The sequence below is a fragment of the Pseudomonas sp. SDO5215_S409 genome (assembly GCF_054071325.1).
Map to the genome: position 1 here is coordinate 66,291 of NZ_JBSVWN010000027.1, position 8,263 is coordinate 74,553.

The window sequence follows — 8,263 nt, forward strand, 5'->3', positions numbered from 1 at the left end:
AGTTTTCGTCTTAAAAATGTTAGTTTTTACCCAGCTGCTGTGCGTTTTTAAACAGCGATGCACAGGCCTACAGGAGCGAGGCGACATGTTCGATTGGAATGATCTGCGGTTTTTTCTCGAGTTACAGCGCAGCGGACGCCTGCTCACCGCGGCCCAACGCCTGAAAACCACCCACGCCACCGTGGCCCGCCACATCGAAGCCATCGAAAAAAGCCTGGGCACTGCGCTGTTCGTGCAGCACGCCCAGGGCTACGAGCTAACGCCTTCCGGCGAAGCCCTGCTCAAACATGCCGAAGCCATGGAAAACGTCGCGCTGCTGGCCGAAGAAGAACTGACCCACTCCGCCGCGCCCCTGGGCAAAATCCGCCTGGGGGTGGCAGAAGGGCTGGGTGTGATGTTCTTGGCGAGCCGCATGGGCGACCTGTTCCAGCGCTACCCGGAGCTGGAAGTGGAGCTGGTGGCGGTGCCGCGTTTTGTCAGCATCCTCAACCGCGAGGCGGAAATCAGCATCCACCTGGAACGCCCCAGCGTCGACCAACTGGTAACCCGCAAACTCACCGACTACCGCCTGGCGTTGTACGCCAGCCGCCGCTACCTGGACCGCCACCCGCCCATCGAAAAACGCGAAGACCTCGCCGCGCATGCGTGGATCGATTATGTCGATGACCTGCTGTTCAGCCAGGAACTGAACTTCCTCAGCAGCTTTTGCCGCAACCCCCGAGTGGTGTTTCACAGCACCAGCGTCATCGCCCAACACCAGGCCGCCCGCTCGGGGCTGGGAGTGGCGGTGCTGCCGTGCTTCATGGCCGCCAACGACCCGGACCTGGTGCCGTTGCTGCCGGGCGAGAGCATCCAGCGCAGCTACTGGATCAGCTCCCGGCGCGAACTGCACAAGTCGGTGCGGTTGCGGGTGTTGTGGGACTACGTGGTGGAGCTGTGCGCGCGGGAGCAGGCGGTGTTGCAAGGTGAGGGGGGGCTCAAGAAGCCTTAGTGAAACGTAGGGGCGCTGACTTGCCTGCGTGGTAAATGTTTAAGCATTTATGATTATCGCGGGCAAGCCATCTCGCACACTAATTTGTGGTGGTCTCGAGCACCTCACCAACCTTGGGTCAAATACTTTAGGGAATCGCGATCCCCAGCGCATTCAGGGTTGGAGTGTCCATACGGCCATGATTTTGCAGACTTGCGTCAGCTTGAAATGCCATCAGCGCTCCGCGAGTGCCGTTGCCCAATACGCCGTCGATAGCCCCTCGATAGTACTGTTTGATCAACAAAGCCATTTGGACCCGTCGTACCAGTTCATTCCGTTCGGCGGTTCCTGCCGATTTGCTGGCTGTCGATGTGGATGCGGATGAAGTGGATGAACCATTCAAACGATTTACCGAACTTGGGCTAGCGCCTGGTGTGGTGTAGGTCGAGCGCGGCGAAACTACCGAAACGGGCGGCGTATAGCTGCGCGGGGCACTGTAGCCCCCCGATCCGCTGTAATGCGAACTGTGAGAGCTATGGGAGCGATGCGAGCTGTGTGAGCGATGCGCGGCATAAATGTTGGCGGCATTCGGTGAATTGAGCGTGTTAGTGAACACTGGCGGTTTGTCTGTCGTTTTCCATTCAGGTTGGGCCACAGCCATTTGTTGAGCCTGTGCCAACGGGCTTAAAGCGACGGGGACCAATGCGATGCCACGGCCAATCAACATTTTCCAACGATCCATCAGTGTCATAGGGCACTCCTTGTGTAGTGGGAACCTTCGTCAAGGCTCAACGGACGAATGCCGCGACTCTGCCAGCGAAGGGAATGGGATTTGAAAAAGCCAGCGCATTGATGCCGTACTGCACAAGATTGGCAGGCTTCGATAAACAGGTTTTTCCAGTCGGAAATGCTTTGCCGATAGAACGCCGACAGTGAGGGGGTTAATACGCAGATGGGCAGGTTATAGATCGATACTGTCAAGCCGCGTATATCAAGGTAGTGGCAGGCATCCGCTAATACCTCCTGGTAGTCCAGTGGATCGATCCACAGCGCTTCGTAATTTTTCTTGGCAAGGCCAGTGTTCTCGATGCCCATCATCGCGACATGCTGGGTAAAAGGTAGATTACGGAAAATAAAGTGGGCCAGCTCAGCGAGTCGTGGCGCAGTTAAACGACTGAGTACGACCCTGATTTCGATGGTTTGTCCTGCTCTCGCCAAGTTATAAAGGCCACGCATTGTCTCGCTAAATGCGCCAGGGGCCTGCACGACGTAGTCGTGTTCTACAGCTGTATCTGCATACAACGGGATGCCCCAGGTCAAGCGAGGGTGCTTGATCTCTTTTAGCGCCGCGAGCCATGACGGTTCTCCCAGCAAGCGACCATTACTCAGAATATGCAGTGACTTTTCAGGAAGAACGTCTTTGGCTTTCTTGATTAATGCAAGCAGGCCGTCAGCGTAGAGGGTGGGTTCACCACCGCTGATACCAATTTGCTCATCACCCACGTCCATCAAGTCAATCAAACGCAAGTTTTCATCTATGTGCCAGTAGTCATCGATATCTTTGGGCGGCTGGGAGCACATCAAACACAGGCTGTTGCAACGGTCCGTTATGAACAGCAGATTGCTGTTGGCGTGACGTCTGTACAGCACGCGTACTACTGCCGATGCGGGTGAAAGGGCAATCACATCGCCGGGTTGTACGACCCGTTCATCCTTGGCGGATGCGAGCATTATTCCTTGATAATCCAAATGAACGTCTGTCGCTGTGGCCAAGAGTATTCCGGCCACGGGCAGGGTTAAGAATTGGGGTTGCTCAAGAATATTTGCGGGTGTGAGCCATAATAAAAAATCGTCGAAGGTCACATTGCCCGCGCACGCCGATGTCCCCTTTTCAATGAGTTCCTCCGGTGTGATGACCTTGAGCAGGCGAGCTGTATTAAGGTTTTTTATATCGAATTGAGTGTCCAGCCTGAGCATCTCAACCTCCATACCCGGCATGAGGCATATCGTCGAGTGATCGTCGTGCAAGCCAAGACATGAGTACTCGTTGGGTCGTGCGATCACCTTGGCGTAACACGCTAAATAAATGCGTCAGAAGCGCGGTGTTTTTCTGACAAAAAGTGCTGAATGCACGGTGCCCCACAGGATCCCCCTGACGGGCAAAGTGTTCTATGGGGTCGGCACCGCAATAGGGGACTAGTGCACAGTCTGAGCAGCCCGGCAACGCTTCAGCTATGCCTGCATCTAGGAGGAGATCGACAACGGGTGAGCCAAGCAATTCGCTCAATGGTTGACGGACATTTCCGAGCCTGAGGCCGTTTTCACCCATTTCCAGCAACATGCGTGCTTCGTCTGATGGATAAACGTCGCCGTCATAGTTGTAGACCAGAGTGCCTACTGCTGCGCCGAGTGGTGAGCGCAGATCGACGTATCCGCTGGAAAAAGGCGTAAGGATATTATTTAGCAACAGCGAGGCGTAACCCTCGCTCAAATAAGTGCCTTCGCTGTTTAACTTGATCAGATACTCCAGCGCCTGTTTGTAGAAGGCCAGGTAGTGGTCCATCGAGTAGTCCAGCCGGTGACCGGATTTTTTTGCGAAGCCATAGGGGCTCAGTGGACGTAACGAAATGCTGTTGAAACCTTGTTTCACGTACTCGTCAATGATCGCTTGTGGGTGCTCAAGGCTACGAGCCGTTAGTGTTGTGAGCGCCGAAACAGCATCGTGTCCCAGCGTATGACGGGCTCGCTGAATGCCTTCCAGCGTTCGCTGGTATGCGTTTTTTTCAGGTGTAGGGCGGTTGGCATTATGCAAAAAAGCCGGGCCGTCTAACGAAGTAGAAAACTGCACAGCGTGTTGTTTGGCAAATGCCAGGATTTCATCTGTCAGATGATGCAGTGTGCTGCTGATAACGTACTGAATGCTTCGTTGTTCCCGTTCATTACGGGCGCTGATGGCTTCGATGATTTGCCGGACACGGTCAAAAGCAAGCAATGGTTCGCCGCCTTGAAACTCCACGGTCAGTACGGGAGAGGGCGATTCAAATAGTCGGTCAACTGCGTGCAGGGCATCTTCAGCCGACATGTCATGGTGGCTCCCGCCCAAGGGCGCGCGGGACACCTGGCAGTATTGGCAGGTGTGATTGCAACGCAGTGTCACCACAAACAGATGCAGTGCCGGTCCACCAAACAGGAAACTTTTTTTGCTGCGTATCTGCGCTGCTATTTCGGGAAACGGTACATGTACGGCAGGTTCGTAGATGAAATGTCGCGCGAGCAAGTCTTTGTACAGTGATGATTGACGGTCAAGCTGCCTATGAACGATTTTCGGCAGTTCGCTTTCACCGACAAACAGGTATTCGCCTGTCTCCGACGTTATCAGGACCTGTGAGTTACCCACCTCTGGCATTCGCATAAAGCGAAAAGGGAGCAATTGGTAGTCGGTCTGTTTGGCTATCAGCACGGCAGGCATATCAACGACCACATTCTTGCAGCGCAACGCTGGCGAGTATTTCTCTTAGTCCCGCTGTCTCCTGAGCAATCTGATCACGTAATGCAAAGTCGTTTAAATGGCGCAGAACCAATGCTTTTGCGGTATCCGCGGCATAGCCCAGCAAGTTGGTTGGGTCGTTCGGGGTAACGTCCAGCACAAGCTGCTGACCTTGCTGGCGAATCAAAATTGAAAGCGTGTGTGCCAAGCTGTAAGCCATGCGCTGTGTTACCCGTAGGGGGTACACCTGTGGGTCAAGAGTAAGCGTCAGCGACCAGGTCAAAATAGGACTCCCTTCCAATAACCCTCTGTATGGTGCGGGATAATGCCTCAAATAAGAGGCTAATTGCCATTACTCTTGATGTGTTCTGCGATTTTTTGTATTTGGTTTGCTGTTGGGCATGTCGATCAATGAAGGGTGGGCTTGTGGTGATTGGGCATGTCTTACGCAGTAACCCCAAACCCGTCATACGGAATTGCCTGACACACCACGCTGTTCTTGCGCCAACCCTCCAAGGCTCAGGTGCGTAATTCAAACTCGGCACTGGCAAGTTTTTCGCCGTTCACCAACACGTGTACCGCATGCTTGCCGGGGTAGTGCTTGCGGGTGGTGAGTTCACGAATGTGCTGCTCGCGGTTGATCACCTGTGTTTGCCCCGGCCCCAACGTAAACGCCTTGAGCTTGAACACCTTGGCGGCGCTGTGCCCGGCGCTTTTCACGTAGTCGATGGCGTAGTCCACCACCAGTTTTTGCGGGTGGGCGGCGGTGGACGCCAGGCTAAAAGACAGGTTGATCCGCTCACCGATGCGGATGACCGCGGGCGTGACGCTGAACCCGTGGATGTTCACTTCGGCCCTGGCCCCGGCGCCCATGATCGCGAGGGCGCGGTTGTTGCCTTGTTTGATCAGGCTGCGCAGCGCATGGCGGGCGATCCAGGCGGTGTGGGGGTTGTCCAGTGACCAGCCTTCGATCAGGGTCAGCACCCAGTCCGGGTGGGTCTTGGTGATGTCGTTGAGGTGGTTGGCCACCGATTTACGTACATACAGGCTGCTGTCGGCCTTGAGGTTGTCCAGGATCGCCGCACACAGGTTGGGGTCGGCCTGCACCTGGGGCAGGCGAAACGACCACGGCAACCGTGGCCGCGACCCTTCGCTGGCCAGGCGGCGTACGTGTTCGTTTTCATCCAGGGACCATTCGTGCATCACCGCCAGGGTGCGGTCGAAGTCGCGCAGCAGAAACGGCCGGATGGCGAACTCGGCCGAGCCAAACGTGGTGAAGTACTTGAGCGCGGCCATGGAGCGCGTGAAGTCATCGCCCCCGTAACTGGCCACGTAATGCGGCAGGAACAGGCTGACAAACCCGCTGTTCAGGCGCGGCGCCAGTGCGTAGAGCCGCTCGAGGGTGTGTGGGTAGTCCAGCGCGATTACCGCGTGCAGGCTTTCGCTGATCCGGGCCATGCGCTGCATCACCGACAGTTCGGCCAACCCGGCCTTGGCGTGCTTGAGAAAACCCTTGGCGTCGAACGCCGGGTACACCGCGCTCATTTCGGTCGCGATGTGTTGCAGGCGTTCGACGTTGAAGATTTCCTTGAGGGCCGGGGCGCTTTGGTCGGTCATGGGGGTTCGCTGGTGGGGAAGGGGCCCAAGAGGCTACTACAGAAACCAGCGATATTCCCGTGCATGAATCGCCTGTTGAAAGGCCAGGTGGTCCTGGCGTTTGTTCTCGCAGTACACGTCCATGAACTCCCCACCCAGTTTCTCGCGCAGTACAGGCTGATGCTGCATGGCCCGCAAGGCTTGGAGCATTTCCAGCGGGAAGTCCGCGCCGCTGTTGCGGTCTTCGTTCAAGGGGGGGATGGGCTCGCGACCGGCCTCCAGACCATGCTCGAGCCCCGCCAGGATGGCTGCGAGCACCAGATACGGGTTGGCGTCGGCGCTGGCCAGGCGGTGCTCGATGCGCAGGTTGCGCGGGTCGGACTCGGGAATGCGCACGCAGGCATCGCGGTCTTCAAAGCCCCAGCACGCGCGCGTGGCCGCGTTGACGGTGCCGCCCAGGCGGCGAAAGGCGTTGTGGTTGGGCGAAAAAATCGGCATGCAGTGGGGCAGCAATTCCAGGCAACCCGCCACCGCGTGACGCAAGGGTTGCTGTTGATGGGCCGCCAGCAGGTTGTTGCCCGCGCCGTCGTAAAGGCTGACGTGCACATGCATGCCGCTGCCGGGGTATTGCAGGTACGGCTTGGCCATGAAGCTGGCGCGATAGCCATGCTTGAGCGCCACGCCCCGGGTGCTGCGGCAGAACAGGGCGGCCCAGTCGGCGGCGCGCATGCCGTCGTCAAGATGGCCGAAGTTGATTTCAAATTGGCCGGGGCCGATCTCGGCGGTGATCACGGTGATGTCGATGCCTTGGGCCCGGGCGGTCTGCGCCATATCGTCCAGCACATCGCTGAAGCGCGACAGGCGCTCGATGTGCAGGTTGGGCTGATCGTCGGCGTCCCCGCTCAGCGGGTCGCGGGCAAATTGCGGCAGGCCGTCAGCGAGCGTTTTGTCGAACAGATAAAACTCCAGCTCAAAGGCCACCACCGGATGAATGCCCTTGTGTGCCAGGCGTTCCAGCACCTTGGCCAGCACCTCGCGGGGTTCGAATTCGATGGGCGCCGCGGTGCCGTCGGAGGTGATCAGCATCTGCCCCAACGGTTGGTTTTCCCAGGTCACGGGCTTGAGTGTGCCCGGCACCAGGCGACGGTTGGCGTCGGGGTCGCCGTCGTTGAAGCAATAGTCACCAATCTTGAACAGCCCGCCCTGGGCGCCGAGCAATACGGCATTCTGCGGCAGCTTCAAGGGGCTGCCGGCGGCGACTTTTTCCAGCAGGTCTATGGGGTAGCGCTTGCCGTAGAAATGCCCGGGGATGTCCAGGGCGATCAGGTCGACATAACGCACATCAGGGTGCTGCTGGCGAAAGCTCCGTACCTCGGCCAGCAGTTTGGACGCATGACTGTTCACCGGTAGTGCTCCTAGTTGTAGACCCACAAGACGCGGGCGGGCAGATCGCTCAGGTTGCCGTAGCGGCAGTGGGCGAAGCTGGCGAGGTGGAAACTGTCGCCGGGCTTGAGGGTGACCGCTCCGGCCTGGCCCTGCACCCACACCGTCAATTCCCCCTCCAGCACATAACCCGCCTGCTCGGCGCGGTCGCTCATGGTCTGCTCGCCACTGGTCGCGCCGGGCTCCAGCAGGCTGTCGAGCAGGGAAAACGCACCGTTCATGCTCGGTGACACGAGGATGTCGGTGATGCCGTTGGCGTAATACACCGTGCGCCGTTCGTTGGGCCGCGTGACCCAGTCCAGCGCTTGGGGTTTGGGCCGGCTGTAGAAGTAAGTGGTGGGCACGTCCAGCGCGTGGCTGATGGCGGTGAGGTCCGCCACGGTGGGGCGCGACAGGCCTCGTTCGACCTGGGAGACAAAGCCCACCGAGCGCTCGATTTTATGGGCTAGCTGGGCCAGGGTGAGTTTTTTGTGTTTGCGCAGGTCGTGGATCAATGTGGCCAGGGTGGCGAGTTCTGATTGTTTGTCCATACACGGGTTGTGAAATTTTCATCAATTAATTTCATGAAAATTTAACCCGTAAATTTCATGAAATCAATTGGCATTTGCAAATCGGCCATTGTCGGTTCGCGACGGCGCTGGGTCCGTCACAAAAAAGCTGTGTTGGGCTCTTTGCGCCGTTCTGTGTGATTAAGCGATCGTTTCCTCGGTGAGGATCGTGTCCCTGGAAGTGGTGTAACTGAACCAACCGAAGGCGCCCTGTAGGCG

8 protein-coding genes are annotated in these 8,263 nt (G+C 57.5%); 1 reads left to right on the top strand and 7 read right to left on the bottom strand.

Annotated features, from left to right (window positions below; translation table 11 throughout):
• The first annotated feature begins 85 nt into the window (after positions 1–85).
• Entirely contained in the window at positions 86–991 is a 906-nt protein-coding gene (locus ACW9H9_RS15680) for a LysR family transcriptional regulator (RefSeq protein WP_457344069.1), read from the top strand.
• Positions 992–1,118: 127 nt separating this feature from the next.
• Here the strand turns inward: ACW9H9_RS15680 and hxsA are convergent, their stop codons facing one another.
• The 7 genes from hxsA to ACW9H9_RS15715 all read right to left on the bottom strand — a co-directional run bounded on the left by hxsA (position 1,119) and on the right by ACW9H9_RS15715 (position 8,026).
• Complete coding sequence (gene hxsA, locus ACW9H9_RS15685; protein WP_457344068.1) at positions 1,119–1,721, bottom strand: His-Xaa-Ser repeat protein HxsA; 603 nt, start codon at positions 1,719–1,721, stop codon at positions 1,119–1,121.
• The gene (gene hxsC / locus ACW9H9_RS15690) at positions 1,718–2,947 is read right to left on the bottom strand and encodes a His-Xaa-Ser system radical SAM maturase HxsC (protein ID WP_457344067.1); all 1,230 of its coding nucleotides are present in this window, start codon (positions 2,945–2,947) and stop codon (positions 1,718–1,720) included. The genes hxsA and hxsC overlap by 4 nt, the downstream gene beginning before the upstream one ends.
• 1 nt (position 2,948) lies before the next feature.
• On the bottom strand, positions 2,949–4,439 hold the full coding sequence (gene hxsB / locus ACW9H9_RS15695; protein WP_457344066.1) for a His-Xaa-Ser system radical SAM maturase HxsB: 1,491 nt from the start codon (positions 4,437–4,439) through the stop codon (positions 2,949–2,951).
• 1 nt (position 4,440) lies between these two features.
• The gene (locus ACW9H9_RS15700; RefSeq protein WP_457344065.1) at positions 4,441–4,677 is read right to left on the bottom strand and encodes a His-Xaa-Ser system protein HxsD; all 237 of its coding nucleotides are present in this window, start codon (positions 4,675–4,677) and stop codon (positions 4,441–4,443) included.
• A gap of 299 nt (positions 4,678–4,976) precedes the next feature.
• Positions 4,977–6,074 carry a DNA alkylation repair protein gene (locus ACW9H9_RS15705; RefSeq protein WP_457344064.1) on the bottom strand — a complete coding sequence of 366 codons (1,098 nt, stop codon included), beginning with the start codon at positions 6,072–6,074 and terminating at the stop codon, positions 4,977–4,979.
• 36 nt (positions 6,075–6,110) lie between these two features.
• Positions 6,111–7,457, bottom strand: coding sequence for a glutamine synthetase family protein (locus ACW9H9_RS15710; RefSeq protein ID WP_457344063.1), 1,347 nt, complete (start codon positions 7,455–7,457; stop codon positions 6,111–6,113).
• A gap of 11 nt (positions 7,458–7,468) precedes the next feature.
• Positions 7,469–8,026: a helix-turn-helix domain-containing protein gene (locus ACW9H9_RS15715; protein WP_457344062.1), complete on the bottom strand. Its 558-nt coding sequence runs from the start codon at positions 8,024–8,026 to the stop codon at positions 7,469–7,471.
• Positions 8,027–8,263 lie beyond the last annotated feature (237 nt).